Annotated in this window: 5 protein-coding genes; 2 read left to right on the plus strand and 3 right to left on the minus strand. The window is 73.1% G+C overall.

Annotation, left to right across the window (positions count from 1 at the left end; translation table 11 throughout):
- Position 1: 1 nt before the first annotated feature.
- The 3 genes from AC07AG_RS36890 to AC07AG_RS36900 are packed head-to-tail and all read right to left on the minus strand — an operon-like array spanning position 2 to position 17,843.
- The gene (locus AC07AG_RS36890; protein ID WP_478760889.1) at positions 2–10,963 is read right to left on the minus strand and encodes an amino acid adenylation domain-containing protein; all 10,962 of its coding nucleotides are present in this window, start codon (positions 10,961–10,963) and stop codon (positions 2–4) included.
- Entirely contained in the window at positions 10,960–13,254 is a 2,295-nt protein-coding gene (locus AC07AG_RS36895) for a non-ribosomal peptide synthetase (protein WP_478760891.1), read from the minus strand. The genes AC07AG_RS36890 and AC07AG_RS36895 overlap by 4 nt, the downstream gene beginning before the upstream one ends.
- On the minus strand, positions 13,251–17,843 hold the full coding sequence (locus tag AC07AG_RS36900; RefSeq protein ID WP_478760893.1) for an amino acid adenylation domain-containing protein: 4,593 nt from the start codon (positions 17,841–17,843) through the stop codon (positions 13,251–13,253). The genes AC07AG_RS36895 and AC07AG_RS36900 overlap by 4 nt, the downstream gene beginning before the upstream one ends.
- A gap of 150 nt (positions 17,844–17,993) precedes the next feature.
- Between AC07AG_RS36900 and AC07AG_RS36905 the strand changes: the two genes are divergently transcribed.
- Together AC07AG_RS36905 and AC07AG_RS36910 are read left to right on the plus strand one after the other, a co-directional pair.
- Complete coding sequence (locus AC07AG_RS36905) at positions 17,994–19,418, plus strand: hypothetical protein (protein ID WP_478760894.1); 1,425 nt, start codon at positions 17,994–17,996, stop codon at positions 19,416–19,418.
- Position 19,419: 1 nt separating this feature from the next.
- Positions 19,420–19,842, plus strand: a complete 423-nt coding sequence (locus AC07AG_RS36910) for a hypothetical protein (RefSeq protein ID WP_478760896.1) — start codon at positions 19,420–19,422, stop codon at positions 19,840–19,842.
- Positions 19,843–19,871 lie beyond the last annotated feature (29 nt).

Raw genomic sequence — 19,871 nt, forward strand, 5'->3', positions numbered from 1 at the left:
GTCAGGAGGCGGCCGTCTCTTGCGCCGCGCTCTGCCAGAACCCGGTCAGCCGTCCCTTGTCGGACCAGCCCGTCGACATCAGATGCGTGACGAGCTCCCTCCCGGACGCGGCGTTGGTGAGCACCACCGCGCCCGATCCCGCATGGGCGCGCATCCCGAACATCGCCTGGTAGCCCGCCGCCTGACCGCCGTGGCCGAATTCGAGGTCGACCCCGCTGTGGTCGACGATCGTGCCCCAGCCGTACGGGCGGTCGGAGTGCGGCGCCAGCATCTGCGCCACGGCTTCCCGCGGGACCAGGGCGTCCGGGCGGCCCAGCCAGCTGTTCCTGACGCCAAGGACGAGCCTGGCCAGGTCACCGGCGGTCGTCCACAGGCCCCGCGCGGCCGACTCCGGGTAGACCTCGTGGCCGCCGGGAAGGGGTACGCCCTCCAGGTCGTGGCCGCGTGCCACCCGCAGACCCGATGTCTGCGGGAACGCGGGGTCGAAACCGCTGTGCTCCATGCCCAGCGGTTCGAGGACGAGGCGCCGCATCAGCTCGGGGAACGGCTCGCCGGTGAGGTCGGTCATGGCCTGCTGGAGCACGCAGTAGTGGGCGTTGTTGAGCCGGAAGACCTCGCCGGGCACGAACTCCGCTGCGACCGGCACCGGTTCGGCCGGTGGCCGTCCGTGCAGGATGTCGAGCACGGACGGCAGTGGCTCCCCGACGCGGTAGCCCGTGCGGCGCGCAGGCTCGGCGAGTCCTGCCACGTTCGCGACGAGGCGGCGCAGCGTGACCGGCGGAGCACCGTCCGCGTCGTGACGGGGCAGTTGCCACGAGGTGAGGAAGCGGTTGACGTCCGCGTCCAGGTCGAGGCCCTGCTCCTCGGCGAGCCGCAGCAGGCCGAACGTGGTGACGTGCTTGCTGATGGAGGCAGCGGCGAAGAGGGTGTCCTCGGAGACCGGTTCCGAGCCGTCCGCCCCGAGCCGGCCGTAGGTCTCGACCGCGGCGAGTTCACCGCCCTCGATCAGCGCGATGGCCGCTCCGGGAATGCGGTGGCGGCTCATCACCTCGGGCACCGCACGGGTGGCGACGCGGGGCGCACCGGAGGACCGCTCCTCCCCGGCCAGGGAGATCAGCTCCTCGATGTGCTCATCGGCAAGACGCTGGACGGTGCTCGGGTCGTACAGCTCGGAGCCGTACGTCCAGCGCAGATACAGCTGTCCTTCGTCGAACACGGCCGTGACGTCGATGAGATGGTCGCGCGCCGCAGCGGGATCCGTCGTCACGTCGGGTGTGCGCAGCACGGCGAAACCGAGCTGCGGACGTTCGGCCGCGCGGAGCTCCGCACTCAGGTCCTGGTCGGGCGCGAGGTCGCGCAGCAGCCCGTACACATGGCGTGGCTCGGGCAGTTCGGCGAGCTGCCGGCCGACGGCGCGCGCCAGGTCGGGCAGTTCACGGGTGCGGGGGAGCCACAGGGTGAGCGGGACGTCGTCGGTCAGCGGGCCCACCGTACGTGACAGATCGGCGGGGCCGGTGCCGTCACGGGGGTCCGTACGCAGGTCGAGCGTGAGGCGGTCGCGGCCCGTCCAGCGGGTCATGACACGGCCGAGCGTGGCCAGCAGGGCCTGCTCGGGACCGTCCCCGCCGAGCAGCGCGCGTGTGCGCTCGGGGGCGAGCACCACGGTGACCGTTCGGGCCGACGCGTGGGTGTTGCCCCCGTCGGCGTGGTCCACCGGCAGCGAGCCCGCGCGTGCCTGGCCCATCCACTGGTGGGCGAGGTCCGCGGTCTCGGGCCGCGCGGCGAGCTCCTCGGCCCTGCGCGCCCACTGTCCCAGGGGCGTGGGCACGGACGGGAGCCGTACCGGCGCTCCTTGCGCGCACATGCGGTACGCGGTCTCGACGTCCGCGGCCACCAGGGCGAGGGAGGCCTCGTCGACGGCCCGTGCGTGCACGGTGATCCACAGCTCCGACGCGACATCGGACGCGAGCAACCGCTCCTCGCCGACGTCGCACAGCGTGGCCTGGAGGACAGGTCCCGACGCGGGGTCGAGCCGGTCGCGGGCCGCGGCGAGCGCCGTGGTGACGGCGGTGGCACGGTCCGCCGCGGCGGACTGATGAAGCTCGACGACGTCCAGCAGCCGCGCGGATTCCGTCGGCGCGATGCGCACATCGGTGCCTTCGGGTGCGCACCGCAGGCGCAGGGCGTCGTGGTGCGCGACCACGGCGGCCAGTGCCCGCTCCAGCAGGGCCGGGTCGGGGCGGCGCAGGGCCAGGCTGATCGAGTGGTTCGACCGGACGCCCGCGCCGGCGGCAAGGCGCTGCCCCCGGCTTCCGTCGCCCTGTTCCGCGGCGCTCTCGCCGCTCGCGGCGGCCTCCGCGCCCCGCTCCGCGTCCACGAGCTCGGCGAGTTCGGCGAGCGTGCCCGCCTGGTAGATCATCCAGACGGCGAGCGGCAGCCCGGCCTCACGCCCCGCGGCGAGCATCCGCACCGCGAGGATGGAGTGTCCGCCCAGGTCGAAGAAGCTGTCGTCCGCACCGATGCGCTCAAGGCCGAGGACATCGCCCCAGACGGCGGCGATGGCCTCCTCGGTGGGGGTGGCGGGAGCGACGTACGGCTTGATGTCCTGATCGGGCACGGGCAGCGCACGCCGGTCCAGCTTGCCGTTGGACGTGAGCGGGATGCTCTCGACCGGTGTGAAGACCGCGGGAACCATGTAGTCGGGCAGCGTCGCCGCGACATGGGCGCGCAGCGCGGACCGGTCGGGCGCGCGGCCGTCGGACGGCACCACGTACGCGGCGATCTCCGGGCCGCGGTCCTCCGTCTCATGGACCACGACCACGGCGTCCTTCACGCCGGGGTACTCGGTGAGCCGGTGCTGGATCTCGCCGAGTTCGACGCGGTAGCCGCGGATCTTGACCTGGTTGTCGATCCGGCCGAGGAAGTCCAGGGTGCCGTCCGGCAGATGCCGGGCGAGGTCACCCGTGCGGTACAGGCGCGATCCTGCCGGGCCGTAGGGGTTGGGCACGAACCGCTCGGCGGTGAGCGCGGGGCGCCCGCGATAGCCGCGGGCCAGACCCTCGCCACCGATGTGGAGCTCACCCGGCACCCCGACGGGGACCGGCCGCAGTCGCGCGTCGAGGACGTACGTGGTCGTGTTGGGCAGGGGACCGCCCAGCGGGACGGTGCCGTTCTGGGTGCCGGTGACCGGGTGGGCGGTGGCGCCGATGGAGGTCTCGGTCGGTCCGTACTCGTTGACCAGGCGGCCAGGGCCGAGGAGCCCGAGCCAGTGGTTGGCGAGCCTGGACGGCAGGGCCTCGCCGGCGACGAGCACGGTCCCCGCGAGGTCCCTCAGCTCATCGGGGGCGAGCTGGTGGGTGAGCACTTCGAGGTGACCGGGCGTCAGCTTGACGAAGCTGTACGGCGCTCCGGCCGCCAGCGCCTCGCCCAGGGACGCGGTGTCGAGGCCGGCCGGGAGGATGTGCACCGGACGGCCGGTGATCAGCGGTACGTACAGATTCGTGGCGGGCAGGTCGAAGGCGATGGACGAGAACAGGGGTGCGCCGCCCTCGCCGCCCATGAGGTCCCTCGCGGCCCACCTCAGATGATTGGCCAGGCCCCGCTGGGTGACCATGACGCCCTTGGGGGTGCCGGTCGATCCCGAGGTGTAGATGACGTACGCGAGCAGTCCGGCGTCGTCGTCGCGCGCCACCGGGGTCGCGGGCAGCGCGTCCAGAGCCGCGCTCTCGGCGTCGAGGTCGAGACGCGCCCCTTGATGGCCCTCGGTCGCCCGCGCCGACGCGGCGTCGGTGACGAGGACCGCGGCGTCGCTGTCGGCGAGTACATGGGCCAGGCGTTCGGCGGGGTTCGACGGGTCGAGCGGCACATAGGCCGCGCCCGCCTTCCAGACACCCAGCAGGGTGGAGACCAGTTCGGGGCTCCGGTCCAGGCAGACACCGACGAGGGTGTCCGCGCCCGCCCCCAGCGCGCGCAGACGGTGGCCGATGCGGTTGGCCCGCTCGTCGAGCTCGCGGAAGGAGATCCGCCGCTCGCCCGCGACCACGGCGACCGCGTCGGGGACCCGTGCCGCCGTCTCCTCGAACAGGTCGAGAACGGAGCCGGCGGGCCAGTCCACGTCCGTGGCGTTCCACTCGGTGAGCTGTTGGTGCCGCTCGTCCTCGCCGAGGTGGGTGGCGGTGGCGTCGCCGTCCGGGTCAGCGGCCATCGCGCGGAGCACCTGGCGGTACATGTCCGCGAGACGCTCGGCGTTGGTCCGGCTGATGACGTCGGTGAAGGAACCGAGGCTGAGGTGACCGCGGACGGCGATCACATTGAGGGCGAACTCGTTGCCCCCGACCCCGAATCCCGCCTCGACGTCCACCGCGTCGGTGTCGACCTGGTGGAAGTCGAGATAGCTGAACAGGACGGTGATGAGTCGGTCGGTGGTGTCGGCGGTGCGTTGGATGGCGGGCAGGGGGTAGCGGCGGTGGCCCCAGACGCGGGTTTCGTGGGCGAAGGTGCGTCGGACGAGTTCGCGCCAGGTGGTGGCGTGCAGGGCGGGGAAGGGCACGGTGTTGAGGTGCATGCCCAGGACGCGGTCACCTCCGGGTGCTTCGAGGCGGCCGTGGGCGACCAGGCCGCTGTGGAAGGAGTGTTCGGGGGTGAGTTGGGCGAGGACGGTCAGGTGTGCGGCCAGCAGCACGCTCTTGAGGGAGCCACCGGCCGCCTTGGCCAGCCGCCGCAGCCCGTCCTCCAGGTCGTGGAACGGGACCATGCGGTGATACGGCTCGCTCGGACCGTCCTGCCCCCAGTCCTCGGGCAGCGTGAACGGCACGCGCGACTCCACGACGCCCCGCCAGAAGTCCTGCTGCTCCTCGCTGGCCAGCGCCTCGATCTCGGCGGCGATGAAGTCGGCGTAGCGCACGGAGGGGACCTCGTACTCGGGCAGCGGCTGCCCGTCGCGCACCGCGCGGTACGCGGCGAGCAGCTCCATCAGGAGCGTGTGATAGCTCCACCCCTCGGTGATGGCGTGGCTCTGGGTGAACGTCAGCCGCCAGGCCTCGTCCGACTCCAGATGGACGCTCACCCGGAAGAGCGGCGCGACCCGCAGATCGAACAGGTTCGCCTTCTCCTCTGCGATGAAGGCCAGCGCCGCGCTGTGCTGCCCCGCCTCGTCGAGGCCGCGCAGGTCGTGCACAGCGACGGAGATCTCGGCGTGCGCGTGCACGAGCTGCATCGGCTGGGAGTAGTCCTCCAGCGCCACCGATGTACGCAGGATGTCGTGCCGTTCCACGACCACGGCCAGCGCCTCGCGCAGCGCGGGCAGGGAGAACGGCTCACGGTCGCGGATACGGAAGTTGTTGACGTGGTGGTAGGTGTTGCGGTCGCGATGCGTCAACATCTCGACGAGCATGCCGGTCTGGATCTGCGAGAGCGGATAGGCGTCGACGACCCCCTCCGGGAGACGGCCGCGGTCCTCCTGTCCAAGAAGCGCGAACGGCTCCACCGCCCGCACGAGTGAGACCGTGCCGTCCTGGCCCTCCGTCGCGGCGGCGAGTGCGGCGACGGTCCCGTGCTCGAAGATGTCGCCGATGGTGAGGTCGAAGCCCGCCTCGCGCAGCGCGCCCGCCAGGAGCACGGCACGCATCGAGTCCCCGCCGAGGGTGAAGAAGCTGTCCTCGACCCCGACCCGGTCCACACCGAGCACCGCGCACCAGGCCGCGGCGATGCGCTCCTCGGCGGGAGTGCGGGGAGCGATGTGGGAAGTGGTGGCGAACGCCTCGCGGTCCGGGGCGGGCAGGGCCCGCCGGTCCACCTTTCCGTTCGCCGTCAGCGGGACGCGGTCGATCGTCACGAACGCGGCGGGAACCATGTACTCGGGCAGGCATTCCGCGAGGTGATCGCGCAGCCCGGCCACGTCGGGCGTGCCCCGGCCGGTGTCGCCGGCCCCGACGACGTAGGCGACCAGGCTCTTGTCCGCGCCGCTTCCGCGCAGGAGCACGACGGCGTCCTCGACGTCCGGGTGCCGCGTGAGATGGTGCTGGACCTCGCCGAGTTCGACGCGGTAGCCGCGGATCTTGACCTGGTTGTCGATCCGGCCGAGGAAGTCCAGGGTGCCGTCCGGCAGATAGCGGGCGAGGTCACCCGTGCGGTACAGGCGTGATCCCGCCGGGCCGTACGGGTCCGGCAGGAAACGCTCGGCGGTGAGCCCGGGGCGCCGCTGGTAGCCGCGGGCCAGGCCCACGCCTCCGATGTACACCTCACCCGGCACGCCGACCGGCACCGGCCGCATCCGGTCGTTCAGGACGTACATCGTCGTGTTGGGCACGGGCGCGCCCAGCGGCACGAGCTCGGTGGTGACGCTGTCGGCGACCGGAGAGCCCGAGTTGCCGATGGAGGTTTCGGTGGGCCCGTACTCCGCGGCGAGCGCGGTGCCGTCGGGGCCCGCCAGTTCACGCCAGCGCGCGACGAGACCCGCGGAGAAGCTGTCGCCCGCGGCGATGACCAGACCCGCGAGGCCCCTGGCCTGCTCCGCGGTGAGCTGGTGGGTGAGCAGGTCGAGATGGCCGGGGGTGAGCTTGATGAAGCTGTACGGAGCTCCGGCGGCCAGCTCTTGGCCGAGGTCGGCGGGCGTGACGCCCTGCGGGAGCAGATGCGTGGTCTGCCCGGTGATCAGCGGGGTGAGCAGGTCGGGCAGGCCCAGGTCGAAGGAGATCGAGGAGAAGACGGGCGCGCCGCCGGTGCCCCGCGACGCGTACGCCTCGGCGGTCCAGCACAGGTAGTTGGCCAGGCCCGCGTGCGGGACGAGCACGCCCTTGGGGGTGCCGGTCGAGCCGGAGGTGTACATCACGTAGGCGAGATTGCCCAGCGTGCCGGCGGGCTCGGGGCGGGTCGCGGGCCGGGCGGCGATCGCGCGGGCGTCCGCCGCACGGTCCAGGACGACCGTTTCGCCGCTGTGCAGGCCGTCGAGGCCCGGCAGCAACGCGCCGCTCGTGACGACGATCTGCGGGGCGGCGTCGGCCAGCATGGTGCCCATGCGGGCCTGCTGCAGCGACGGGTCCAGGGGCAGGCAGCCCGCTCCGGTCTTCCAGATGCCGAGCAGGGCGGGGACCAGCTCAGGGCCGCGGCCCAGGCGCAGGCCGACGAGGGTGTCGGGGCCCGCGCCGAGCGCACGCAGGTGGTGGGCGATCCGGTTGGCCCGCTCGTCGAGTTCCGCGTAGGTCAGCACGGTGTCGTGCCGTACGGCGGGCGCGTCCGGGGTCTCCGCGGCCTGGTCCTCGAAGAGACGGTGGACGGGCAGCACCGGCGTCTGACCGGTGGTGGTGTGCCACTGGGCGAGGACCCGGTGCCGCTCCTGGGCGGGGAGATGGGTGTCGGTGGCGTCGCCGTCCGGGTCAGCGGCCATCGCGCGGAGCACCTGGCGGTACATGTCCGCGAGCCGCTCGGCGTGGGCGTGCCCCAGGACATCGGTGGCGCTGATCAGGTTGAGGTACCCGCCGTTGGCGAGGACGTTGAGGGCGAACTCGTTGACCGCGCCGCCCAGGTCCTCCCGTGCGGCACGCACACCCGTGTCGACCTGGTGGAAGTCCTGGTACTCGAAGAGGACGGTGATGAGTCGGTCGGTGCTGTCGGCGGTGCGTTGGATGGCGGGCAGGGGGTAGCGGCGGTGGCCCCAGACGCGGGTTTCGTGGGCGAAGGTGCGTCGGACGAGTTCGCGCCAGGTGGTGGCGTGCAGGGCGGGGAAGGGCACGGTGTTGAGGTGCATGCCCAGGACGCGGTCGCCGCCGGGTGCTTCGAGGCGGCCGTGGGCGACCAGGCCGCTGTGGAAGGAGTGTTCGGGGGTGAGTTGGGCGAGGACGGTCAGGTGTGCGGCCAGGAGCACGCTCTTGAGGGAGCCGCCCGCTGCCGTTGCCAGCCGCCGCAGCCCGTCCTCCAGGTCGTGGAACGGAACAGCCACGCGGTAGCCCTCGGCGGGACCGTCGTCCCCCCAGCCGCCCGGCAGGGCGAACGGGGCGTGGGCGTCGGTGACCTCCTGCCAGAAGGCGCGGTCGGCGTCGCTCTCCAGGGACTGGGACTCGGCGGCGACGAAGTCGGCGTAACGCACCGCGGGTGTCTCGTGGGCGGGCAGCGGCTGCCCGTCGCGCACCGCGCGGTAGACGCCGAGCAGTTCCGTCACGAGGGTGTGCTGGCTCCATCCGTCGCTGATGGCGTGGCTCTGGGTGAACGTCAGCCGCCACGCCTCGTCCGACTCAAGGTGGACGTCGAGCCGCAGCAGCGGCGCTGAGCCGAGGCCGAAGCCCTCCGCCCGCCGCTCCGCCGTGAACGCCGACGCCTCGGCGAGCCGCTGTTCCTCGTCGAGACCGCGCAGATCGTGCAGTACCAGGGGGACTTCCGCGTCGGCGTGGACCAGCTGGATCGGCCGGGAGTAGCCCTCCAGCGCCATCGACGTACGCAGGACGTCGTGCCGTTCCACCACCACGGCCAGCGCCTCGCGCAGCGCGGGCAGGGAGAACGCCTCGCCGTCCGGTACACGGAAGCTGCTGAGGTTCACGTACGCGCCCTGGCCGGGCCGGGTGAGCGTCTCGACGAGCATGCCGGTCTGGATCTGCGAGAGCGGATAGGCGTCGACGACCCCCTCCGGGAGACGTTCCCGGTCCTCCTGCCCGAGCAGCGCGAACGGCTCCACAGCCTGGACGAGTCCGGACGGCTCCGCCGTGTCCTCGCCGTGCCACTCGACGGCGGCGGCCATCCGCCCGATCGTGCCGTGCTGGAACACCCCGCGGATGGCGATGTCGAAGCCGGCCTCGCGCATGGCGCCGGCGAGCCGGACCGCGCGCAGGGAATCGCCGCCGAGGGCGAAGAAGTTGTCGTCGACGCCGACCTGGTCGACGCCGAGGACCTCGCGCCAGATGGCGACGAGCCGCTCCTCGGCGGGGGTGCGGGGCGCGGTGTGCACGGCCTCGTCCGTGTCCCGCCCGGGGTCGGGCAGGGCGGCGAGGTCGGGATTTCCACCGGCGGTGCGCGGTATCGCGTCGAGGACCGTGACGGTGCCGGGCACGAGGTGCTCCGGGAGCCGCGCGGCCATGTGCTCGCGCAGCCGGGCCACGTCCAGGGCGTCCGGCTCCGCGCAGGCGACGTACGCGGCGAGGGTCGCGGGCTCCGGGGTGTTGTCGCGGACCACGACGAGGGCCTCGCGCACGTCTTCGTACGCGGTGAGTTCCGACCTGATCCGTCCGAGGTCCACGCGGCGTCCGCCGAAGGCGACCTGGTCCTCGATCAGCCCGAGGAGTTCGAGCGAACCGTCGGCCCGCCACCGTGCGAGCTCCCCGGTACGGCGGAGGCTCTCGCCGTCGACGCAGAGTTCACCGGCCACGCCGACGGGGACGGGACGGCCATGCGCGTCCACGACGCGGACCTGGAGGTCGGCCAGGTCCTCGTCGGCGATCCGGTCGCGTACCGGGAGCGGCAGTTGACCGGCGGCGTACGGCCGGGCGAGCAGTGTGCGGTCGTCGTCGGTGAGGATGTCCGCGTCCGACAGCGGAGCGTCCGGACGGGCGGTCGCCTCGTCGAGCAGCCGGGCGAAGCGCTCGGCGGTGCGCACGACCGTGGCACGGTCGAAGAGCGCGGTCGGGTAGGCGAGTCGTGCGTCGAGGCCGCCGGTCTCCGCGTTGTCCACATTCAGGGTGAGGTCGAACTTGGCGACCCGGTCCGCCATGACCGACTCGACCGTCAGACCGGGCATGTCGAAGGCGCTGCCCCGGTCCTCGTGGAGGATGAAGTCCGCCTGGAACAGCGGGGTGCGCGCCAGGTCGCGGTCCGGCTGGAGCTCGTCGACCAGCCGGGCGAAGGGCACCGACTGGTGGTCGAAGGCGTCGAGCACCGTGTCCCGTACGTGGCTGAGCACGTGCGCGAAGGACGGGTCGCCGTCCCAGCGCGCCCTGGCCACCAGGGTGTTGATGCCGTAGCCGAAGAGGTGCTGCAGCTCGGGACGTCCGCGCCCGGAGACGGTGATGCCCACGGGGATGTCGGCGCCCGCGCCGGGCAGGCTGCCGGGCGCGGCGGTGTGCCGGGCGAGCAGGGCCTGGTACGCCGCGAGCAGCACGGTGAACAGGGTGGTGTCGTACTGGCGGGCCAGCTTCCGTGCCCGGTCGGCCGTCGCGGCGGTGATGCGGAAGGGCACGGAGTCGCCCGCCCAGTCGCGCACCGCGGGCCGGGCATGGTCGATGGGGGTGTCCAGGGGCTGAACGCCGTCCAACTGCCGCCGCCAGTAGCCCAGTTGGCGTTCGAGGGTCTGGCCCGTGAGGTGGCCGCGCTGCCAGGTGGCGAAGTCGGCGTACTGGAGCGGCAGTTCGGGAAGCTCGACGGGCTCGCCCGTGGCGGCGGCGCGGTAGAGCGCGCTCAGCTCACCGGCGAAGATCTTGACGGACCAGGCGTCGCAGGCGATGTGGTGGAAGGTGACCGCGAGGACGTGCTCCCGCGTGCCGAGCCGGAACAGCTTCGCGCGCACGGGCCACTCGCGCTCCACGTCGATCGGCTGGTCGATCTCCTCCTCCACGAGACGCCGGACGTGCTCCTCGCGCGCCTCGGCCGTGGCTCCGTCGACGGCCACGTCCACCATGGGCAGACCGGTGGCCACGAAGGGGTCCACCACCTGCACCGGGTCCCCGTCCGTCGGCCGGTAGCGGGTGCGCAGGATCTCGTGACGCTCCAGCACCCGCTCCCACGCGCCGCGCAGCGCCTCCGTGTCGAGCGCGCCGTGCAGCCGCAGCACCAGCGGCACCAGATACTCGTGGCCCTCGGGCTCCAGGCGGTTGAGGAACCACATCTGCTGCTGGCCGAAGGACAGGGGCAGCGGACCGCTCCGGTCCGCCCGCTCGATGGCCGTCCTGCGGTTGCCGCGCGCTCCTGCGAGCCTGCGGCGCAGCAGCTCTTCGCGCAACGCCGCCGTGTCCTGCTGTGCGCTCGGCGTGTCGTCGACGCTCATGCTTGGTACTCCCTCACCGCGTTGGTGTTGTCGGATGGTGCCGGTGGTACCGGCCGTGGCTGTGCACTGCTCTCCTGGCCGGGCGCGGGCAAGGCGGCGCGGTCGACCTTTCCGCTGATGCTCAGCGGGATGCGCTCCAGGGCGACGAAGCTCGCGGGGATCATGTACGCCGGGAGCTGCGCGGCCAGATGGCGCCGCAGCCGGGCTTCCTCGATCCGCCCCGCCGGGACGACGTAGGCGACGATCCGCTTGTTGCCCGGCGTGGGCTCACGCACCACGACGACGGCGTCGCGCACCAGCGGGTGGCCGGTGAGCGCGGCCTGGATCTCGCCGAGTTCGATGCGGTAGCCGCTGACCTTCACCTGGGTGTCGATCCGGCCGAGGAACTCCAGCGTGCCGTCCGGCAGCCGGCGCGCGAGGTCGCCGGTCCGGTAGAGGCGGGAGCCGGGCGGTCCGTACGGGTCCGGCGTGAAGCGTTCGGCCGTCAGTGCGGGCCGGCCGAAGTAGCCCCGGGCGAGGCCGTCGCCGCCGATGTGCAGCTCGCCCGGCACTCCGGGCGGCACGGGCCGTGCCGAGCGGTCCAGGACGTGCAGACGGGTGTTGGCGACGGGCTGTCCGAGGGAGACACGGTCGGGCGCGTGCGGCACGGGCCACTGCGCCGACCAGATGGTGGTCTCGGTGGGCCCGTAGACGTTGACCAGCTCGGCGAGCCGGCCGCGCAGGTCGGCGGCCACCCGGGCCGGAAGTTCCTCGCCGCCGGCGAGGCCGGTGATGTGCGGGCGGTCGAAGCCCGCGGCGAGGAGCAGCCGCCAGCCGGACGGGGTGGACTGCACGTGGGTGACCCGGTGGGTGTCGACGAGCGCCATGAGGGCCGTGGGGTCCTTGGCCTCCTCGTCGTCGGCGAGGACAACCCGGCCACCGGTGACCAGCGGCAGGTACAGCTCCAGCGCCGAGATGTCGAAGGAGACCGACGTCGAGGCGAGCCAGGTTCCTTCGCCGCCGGACAGGCTCTGCCGGAACGACCACAGGAGATTGGTCAGCGCCTCGTGTTCGATCACCACGCCCTTGGGGGCGCCGGTGGAGCCTGAGGTGTAGATGACGTAGGCGGGGTGCCCCTTGCCGGCGGGCGGCGGAGGCGGTGTGGCGGGACGGGCGGCGATGGAGGCCCGTTCGCGCTCGTCGTCGAGGATCACGGTGGTGCCGGGGTGGCCCGCAGGTACCCGGGAGGCGAGGGCGGAGCAGGTGAGCACCAGGGGCGCCTGTGTCTCGCCGAGGATGTGGGCGAGGCGGCGGCCGGGGACGGCCGGGTCGAGCGGAACATAGGCCGCCCCCGAGCGCATGACACCCAGCAGCGCGGGGAGCAGGTCGTCGTCGCGTCGCAGCAGGACGCCGACGACGCTGCCGGGACCGGCTCCCAGGGCCTGGAGGTGGTGGGCGACACGGGCGGAGCGGACGTCGAGTTCGCGATACGTCGTCGGCCGGCCCCCGGCGAGCACGGCGATGGCGTCCGGGGTGGCGGCGGCCCGTTCCGTGAAGAGCTCGGCCGTTCCCGCGGCGGGCCGGTCCGTGCCGGGGACGCGTCCGGCGTCGAGGACCGAGCGCAGCAGATGGTCGGGCAGCGGGCTCTCGGTGGCGTCACCGTGCGGGTTCTCGGCCATGGCGCGCAGCACGGAGCGGTACATGGAGGCGAGCAGGTCCGCCCACTCCGGCCCCACGACGTCCGTCCGGCAGGCCAGTTCGAGATGCGTGTCGTGGGCCCGTACGACCAGGGAGAAGTCGTCGAAGGCGGCGTCGAGTTCCCCGGGGGCGAACAGGACGGTGCTGTGCGGGACCGGCCCCGGCGGGTGCGGGGCCCGCGCGCGGACATCGGCTGCCTGCCGCGCGGTCGCCCGGACCAGGGCGAGCCAGTCGCCGGTGGGCCGGGTGTGCGGGACCGGCACCACGCCCTCGTCCCTGCCGATGAGCAGATCTGCGTCCGGGGCGTCGGGGCGGCCGTCGTACAACAACCCGGTGTGGAAGGCGGGTTCGGAGGTCAGCGTGCCCATGACCGTCAGGTGCGCGGCGAGCAGCACGTCGGTGAGCCGTACGCCTGCGCTGCCGGAGAGGGTGGCCAGGGCATCCCGCAGATCGTCGAAGGGCACCTTGAGCCGGCACTGTCCGGGCGCCTGGCCCCCGTCCCCCCACGTGTCGGGGAGGGTGAGCGGGGTGTGGCTGTCGGCGAGGCGGTGCCAGAAGTCCTGCCGCGAGGCGTCGGTCATGGCGTGCTGGTCGGTCGTGGCGTGGTCGCTCATGCCAGGGGGTCTCCCGCCGTCGCGGACGTGTTCGCCAGTTCGGCGTCGGACAGCTGGTCGATCTCGGCCCTGATGGCCGCCTCGACGGCCTCGGCCAGGAGGCCGACCGTGGGCTGCTCGAAGACCGTTCGTACGGAGAGGTCGATGTCGAAGGCGTCCTGGAGCTTGGCCGTCATCCGGATCGCGAGGATCGAATGCCCGCCCACCTCGAAGAAGTTGACGTCGGCGCCCACCTGTTCAAGGCCGAGCAGCTCGGCCCAGAGTTCGGCGATCCGCTCCTCGGTGGGTCCTTCCGGAGCGGTGAACCCGGTGGTCGCGGTGTCGGCGGCGGGCAGCGCGGCGCGGTCCAGCTTGCCGTTGGCGGTCAGCGGCACGGCGTCGATGGCGGTGAGGGTCGAGGGCACCATGTACTCCGGCAGCTCCTGCGACAGTTGCTCGCGCAGTGGCCGCAGGTCGCCGGAGTCCGCCACGCCCTGCTCGGGCACGACATAGCCGGCCAGCGACTTCTCTCCCGTGGAGCTCTCGCTCACCACGACGACCGCGTCACGCACCCCGGGGAGCGCAGCGAGCCGCGCCTGGATCTCGCCCGGTTCGACGCGGTAGCCGCGGAGCTTGACCTGATGGTCGGTGCGGCCGCGGAAGACGATGCTGCCGTCCGAGCGGCGCAGGGCCAGGTCACCGGTGCGGTACAGCCGCGCTCCGGGGGGCCCGTAGGGGTCCGGCACGAAGCGCTCGGCCGTCAGGGCCGGCCGGTCGAGGTAGCCGCGGGCCACGCCCGTGCCACCGATGAACAGCTCGCCGATGACGCCGAGGGGAACCGGCTCGCCCACGCCGTCAAGGACATGCGCCGTCGTGTTGGGAAGGGGCAGGCCGAGCGGTACGGCGGCGGAGTGCGGGGCATCGACCGGGTGGACGGTGGAGCCGATGGACGCCTCCGTGGGGCCGTACTCGTTGATCAGCCGCCCCGGACCGAGCACATCGAGCCAGTGGTCGGCGGTGCGGGCGGGCAACTCCTCGCCCGCGACCAGGATGATCTCCGCGAGACCGGCGGCCTGTTCGCGCGTCAGCTGGTGGCCGAGCAGCTCCAGGTGGCCGGGGGTGAGCTTGATGAAGCCGTAGGGCGCCCCGGCGACCAGGGCGGGACCCAGCTCCGCCGCGTCCGCGTCGGGCGGCAGGACATGGACCGGGCGACCGGTCATCAGGGGCGCGTAGAGGTTGGTGGCGGGCAGGTCGAAGGCGACGGACGAGAACAACGGCGCACCGCCGTCGCCGCCCGCCAACTCCCGCGCGGCCCACGTCAGATGGTTGGCGAGACCGCGCTGGGTGACCACGACGCCCTTGGGCGTGCCCGTGGAACCGGAGGTGTAGATGACGTACGCGGGCTGCTGCGGGTCGGTGGGCCTCGGCAGGCGCGTGGCGGGCAGGGCCGCGATCTGCGCCCGCTGCCGGTCGAGGAAGAGGCGTACGCCGTCGAAGGCTCCGCTCGCGGGGTCGAGCGCCGACTCGGTGAGCAGGAGCCGGGCGCCGCTGTCCTGCAGCAACTGCACGAGGCGTTCCGCGGGGTTGGCCGGGTCCAGCGGGAGATAGGCCGCACCCGCCTTCCAGACGCCGAGCAGCGCGGGGATCAGGTCGGGGCCGCGGTGCAGGCAGACCCCGACGAGGCTGCCCGGACCCGCGCCGGCCGCCACGAGGTGGTGGGCGATGCGGGTGGCGTGCTCGTCCAGCTCCCGGTAGGTCGTCCGCTCCTGGCCCAGGACGACGGCGACCGCGTCTCCGTCGGCCGCGGCACGCTCCTCGATGAGGTCGAGCACCGTGGCGTCGGACAGCTCCGCACCCGTGTCGTTCCAGCGCGTCAGCAGGTCGGCACGCTCGTCGGGGGGAAGGATGGCGAGCGCGGAGATGCTGCGGTGCGGCTCCTTCGCCGCGGACTCCAGCAGCGTGACGAAGTGCCGGGCAAGCCGCTCGACGGTGTCCGCCTCGAACAGCGCGGTGGCGTACTCGAAGACGCCGGTCAGCTCGCCGCCGGGCTCACGCCGCAGGTAGAGGGTCAGATCGGTCTTGGCCACCTGCCGGGCGCGCAGCAGCACGTCGCCGTCGCCCGTCTCCGGCATGCCTCCACCGACCTCGTCGTCGTTGAAGTTGAACGCGACCTGGTAGAGGGGCGTGCGCGAGAGATCGCGCTCCGGCCGCAGCTCCTCCACGAGGTGCTCGAAGGAGACCTCCTGGTGGGCGAAGGCGGCGAGCGCCGTGGTCCGTACGTTCCGCAGCGCCTCGGTGAAGGGGAGCGCGGCGTCCGGACGGCAGCGCAGGACGAGCGAGTTGAGGAAGAAGCCCACCACTTCCTCGACCTCGGGCGTGGTCCGGCCGGCCACGGGAACGCCGACGGGCACGTCCCACTGCCCGCTGTACCGGGCGAGCAGGGTGGAGAAGGCCGTGAGCCAGGTCATGAAGGGGGTGGCCTGCTGGGACCGGCCGAGCGCGGCCACCGTCTCGGCGAGACGCGCGGGGACGGTGAAGCTCACGAGCCCGCCGCTCGGGTCGCGCTCCAGCGGGCGGACGTGGTCGGTCGGCATCGCCAGCGGGGTCAGACCGGCGAGCTCCTCGCGCCAGAAGTCGAGGTCCTTGCCGAGCCGGTCCTTGCCGCGCCAGGCGCGCTGCCAGGAGGCGTAGTCCGCGTACTGGACCGGGGCGGGGCCCAGTGAGGGGGCGCGTCCGGCGTGCAGGTCCGCGCAGAGCGTGCGGAACTCCCGCTCCAGGACGGTCGAGGACCAGCCGTCGCAGGCGATGTGATGGATGGTGACCAGCAGGGTGTGCTCTTCCCCGGGCCGCCGGACGAGCAGGGCACGCCACAGGTCTCCGGACGCGAGGTCGAATCCGGTCTCCAGATCCTGGCGGACCTCGGGCTCCGGGTCCTGCGCGGGCGCGTCCACGATCCGCAGCCGCACGGGCCGCGGCTCCTCGATCACCTGGACCGGCTCGTCGCCCTGGGCCAGGTAGCGGGTGCGCAGCGCCTCGTGGCGCACGGCAAGGGAGTTGAGCGCCTGGTGCACCGTCTCGGCCGTGACGTCATCGGGCACCCGCAGCAGCATGGGCACCACCCACTCCGGGCTGTGCGCCTGCATGCGGTCGAGGAACCACAGCCTGCGCTGCCCGAAGGACAACGGCAGGCCGGCCGCGCGCGACACCGGGGTGACGGCGGGCGTCGGGTCGCCGCCCGTGTCGAGCAGCGCGGCCTGTTCGCGCACGGTCACCGCGCCGTAGAGCTCGCCCAGCGGCAGCCGTACGCCCGATGCGCTCTGGAGCCGCTCGACGAGCAGCGGCAACTGCAGGGAGTATCCGCCCAGTTGGAAGAAGTCGTCGTCGGCGCCGATGCCGTCGGTCTCCAGGAGCTCGGTCCAGACCCCGGCCACCAGACGCTCGGCGGGGGTCCGCGGTGCGACGTGGGCAGGGCGCGCGGCGGAGCCGATGAGTAGCCCGTCCCGCAGGTCGTACGCCGCGAAGCCGCCGGGCCCGGCCTGGTCCCGCTCGGCGTCGTCCTGTCCGCTGCGACCGAGGTGGTCGAGGCTGCCGTCGTTGCGCTCCCTGGCCAACTGGCCGGTGGGGGCCCCGTCGACGAGCAGGTCGCCGGGGACGCCCGGCGGGACGGGCTCGCCGAACTCGTCCACCACCGTGACCTGGCTGCCGGCCACGGGCCTGCCGAGCGGCAGGGTGTCGAGGTCGCGCTCGGGGTCGTAGCGATGGGCGGTGACCGTCGTCCCCGACGAGGCCGCCGCGAAGGTGTGCCAGAGCGTGGCCGCGCCGGCGAGGGTCAGCTCGTAGGCCGTCGCCGCGTCCATGCCGGGCCCCTCGGCCAGGACGAGACGCAAGGCGGTGCAGTCCTGAAGGCCGGGCTCCTCCGCCACGCGGCCCGCCGTCCGGCCGGAGAGCGGGAGCACGGTGATCCGCCGCTCGGCGACCGCTCGTACCAGCGCGGCGGGCTCGGACCACTGCGTGCGGTCCAGGGCGACCAGGGCCGCGCCGGACGCCATCGCGGCGAGGCACACCCAGACCGGTCCCGCGAGCGCCGCGGTGTCCGGCAACGGCACGCGGTCGGTGGCGGAGAGCCCCGGGCCGTCATGGAGGAGCCAGTGGACCTGGGCGGCCGCGTCGCCGTGGCTGATCACCGTGTCGGGGGCGCCGCCGCCGTGCCGGACGACCAGCGCGGTGTCGTCCCCGGAGATGCCCGCCTCGTCACCGTCGGCCGTACCCGCGCCGTCCGCGGGGGAGCGGTCACCGGCCGGGACATCCCCGGGGCCGAGCAGTGCGTCCACGCCGTGCGGATCGGTGTCCTCGGCGGTGAGGACCACCGTGGCCCCGGCCGACCAGACCGCGAGCAGGGCGGCCACCAGGCCGGGACCCGCGGGCATCCGTACTCCCACCCGGCTGCCCCGGCCGACTCCACGGGTGCGCAGAAGGCGGCCCAACTCCTGTGCCATGACGGCGATGCGGGCGTGGCCCGTCTCCTCGCGGCCCTCCAGGACCGCCACCGCGTCCGGTTGCCGGGACAGGTGGTGGGCGAAGAGGTGTGGCAGAAGCGGGGGCCGGGTCACTGGTACTCCTCGCGAGATCGACAGAGGCTGTGCCGGGCTGCGGAGTGATCGAGCCGACGGCGCCGGTCAGCCTGCGAGGGCCCCCTATACAAGGCCTATACGGGACACGGCTATCGAAGCCGTATAGATCGGTGCCGCAGGGTGTCGCCGGTGTGGAACCTCACGAGAAGCCTGTCCGGTGCGCTGCTCGCGCTGACCGTCGTCCTCCTGGGAGCGGCGCCCGTCGCCGCTCACGGCGTCAGCGACACGGCCGACGTCGAGTTCGCGCAGTCCTTCGACGGGAACGAACTCACCTTCGTGGTGCGCCGCGCGCCGGAAGTGCCAGGACCCCTCCGGGTCGACGTGATCGCGCACCAGCCGGTACGGCCGGTCACGATCGAGCTCGCCGCCCGGCCGCTGGAGGGCGGCGCCCCCGCGGCGTCCGAACGGAACGCGGCGACCGTACGGCTGGAGAAGGGGCGCCCGGGGACCTACTCGACGGCCCTGAGGGTCGACAGGACCGGCCGCTGGGAGCTGACCGTCCAGGTGGGCGACGAGCGCTCCGTGCTGCCCTTCCGGGTGATGACGCCGCGCGCTGCGGCCTGGGAGGCGACCCTCTATCCGGCCCTGGCCGCCACCGGGGTGCTCATCGTCGGCACCCTGGTGGCGGCCGTCCGGCGCAGACGGGTGCTCAGCGTCGCGCTGGCCGCCGCGACGGCGGTCACGCTGGTGGTGGCCACGACCGCGGCCTCGCTCTCGCCCTTCGTCCCGGCGGCGCTGCCCAAGGGAGCGGCGCCGACCGTGGCCAACGACCCGGCCCAGGGCTTCTCGGCGAACGGCCGCCCCTTCGCCAACGCGGTGATCACGACCGAGCCGTCGACGCCGGTGCCCGGACGCACGTTCGTGGTGCGGATGCGGCTCCTCGACGGCTCCACCGGTCAGCCCGTCAACGACCTGATGGTTCATCACGGCGCCCTGGCCCACACGGTGGTGACCAGCAAGGACCTCGCGTTCTTCCGGCACGTCCACCCCGTCCTGACCGGTTCGGGCACCCTGGAGATCCGGCTGACCGTGGACCGGCCGGGCCGCTACCTCGCGCAGACCGAGTTCGAGCGCGCCGACAGCGGCGGCCAGCAGGTGTCCGGTTCCTTCCGGGTCGGCGGCTCCAAGTCCCGTACACCGAGAGGCGATACGGGAGCGCCTGCCGCGCCCCCCGCCGACGGCGAGCGGGCCCGCGTCACCGTCAGCCCGTCGCGGGTGGTGGCGGGTGAGCCCACGGCGTTCGACCTGCGCGTCGACACGGACGCGGGGCCCGCGCGTGACCTGCAGCCCTGGCTGGGCATGGCGGGGCACATGTTCGTGCGGGACCGGCGCAGCGACTTCTTCGCCCACATCCACGAGCTGGACTCCATGGCGGAGATGAGCGTGCCCAACGCCGTTCCGCGCGACGAGACCGTCGGGCGGTACGGGCCGGTGCTCCGGTTCACCTACAGCTTCCCCGGACCAGGTCGCTACGTGGTGTGGCTGCAGTACTCCAGGAACTTCACCGTCCACACCACCCGCTTGACGATCGACGTAGCAGCTGAAGGGAATTGACATGAAGAAGCGCGGTCTGTGGATGGTGGCGGGCGCCGTGGCGACGGTCGCCGTGGTGCTCGGCCTCCTCGCCTTCGCCGGATCCGAGGACGCGGCGACCACGGTGACGGGCAGCTCGGACCACTACGACGTGCGGCTGCGTCTGGACCGCCTCACCACCTCCACCACCACCGTGGACATCGAGGTCACCGGCCGCGGCCGTGAGCCGGGCGACCTCGAAGGAGCCTCGGTGGAGGCCGTGATGGAGAGGATGGGCCACGCGATGCCCTCGCTGACCGCCAAGTCGCTGGGCGACGGGCGGTTCCGGGCCCGCGGGCAGCTGTTCGTGATGGCCGGTGAGTGGCAGGTCGGCGTGCGGCTGCGCACGGCGGGCGGCGCCTCCGAGCTCGCGACCGTGTCCGTCGTCGTCCCCTCCGGCGCATAGGGCCCGCCTTCAGATCCTGCCGGGCCCGG

Source organism: Streptomyces sp. NPDC044044 (assembly GCF_056434405.1).

Excerpts from the sequence above, each read along its gene's own strand:
- AC07AG_RS36890 (WP_478760889.1), bottom strand. The coding sequence starts at position 10,963 with ATGAGCGTCGACGACACGCCGAGCGCACAGCAGGACACGGCGGCGTTG.
- AC07AG_RS36895 (WP_478760891.1), bottom strand. The coding sequence starts at position 13,254 with ATGAGCGACCACGCCACGACCGACCAGCACGCCATGACCGACGCCTCG.
- AC07AG_RS36910 (WP_478760896.1), top strand. The coding sequence starts at position 19,420 with ATGAAGAAGCGCGGTCTGTGGATGGTGGCGGGCGCCGTGGCGACGGTC.